At 71.5% G+C, this 726-nt stretch carries 1 protein-coding gene; it reads right to left on the bottom strand.

Translation table 11 applies throughout. From position 1 onward, the window contains the following. A partial coding sequence (locus B2W70_RS01695) for a hypothetical protein (protein ID WP_286742230.1) occupies window positions 1-682 on the bottom strand: 682 nt, incomplete at its 3' end. Window positions 683-726 lie beyond the last annotated feature (44 nt).

Here is a 726-nt window from a genome sequence, read left to right as displayed (position 1 = left end):
CCAGCCACTCCGATTGCCGGTCGTTGACGCGCCAACCCAGGTCGGTGGGCTCCAGTCGGAACAAGGCGGGTCGGCCGCGCGGCTGATCCCATGTCAACTGGGCCTCGCTCAGGCGCGCCTGCCAGGCTCGCTCGGCGGCAGCGCTGCGCCAATTGCCGGACACGCCCACGGCCAGGCGCACCGCGCGCTGGGTGTCCACCTCGCCCTCGCGCACCGGGGCACCCTCGCCATCGAGCCGAATGCGGTGCGATGCCGCGCTGCCGTCCACGCTCAGCGCCAGGCGAGCCAGGCGCCAGCTGCTCAGGCGGGCGTCCTGCAGCGACCACTTCGCGGACATCCTCCCGTCTGCCCGGCTGAGGTCGAGCTCACCTTGCCCATCGACCGAGGCCAGCTGCCAGATCGCTCTGTCTGCTCGGGTGGCGGCGATGTCCTGCCCGCTGACACGGTATGTCAGCGCCTGCAAGGGCCATGCGCCCTGGGCGGTCAAGCTCAGGCGGCCACGCATGCGTTCGGCGCCCATGGCTCCCGCCCACGGGGACAAGGACGCGATGTCAGGCGCCTGGACGTCCAGCTCCCAACGCCCCGCCGAGTCAACCCGCTGCCCATTGAGCAAGCCACGGGGGGCCTGGCCCTTGAGCGACAGGCGGTTGCCGCCCAGCGTGGCCTGCGCGTCCAGCGTCATGCCTTGGGCAGACCGAGGCGCAGACCAATTGGCTCGTCCAGACA

The sequence above is a fragment of the Aquabacterium sp. UBA2148 genome (assembly GCF_002328915.1).
Lineage (GTDB): Bacteria > Pseudomonadota > Gammaproteobacteria > Burkholderiales > Burkholderiaceae_C > Aquabacterium > Aquabacterium parvum.
The sequence above is the reverse complement of the archived record's forward strand: the minus strand, read 5'-3'. Positions and strand labels throughout refer to the sequence as shown.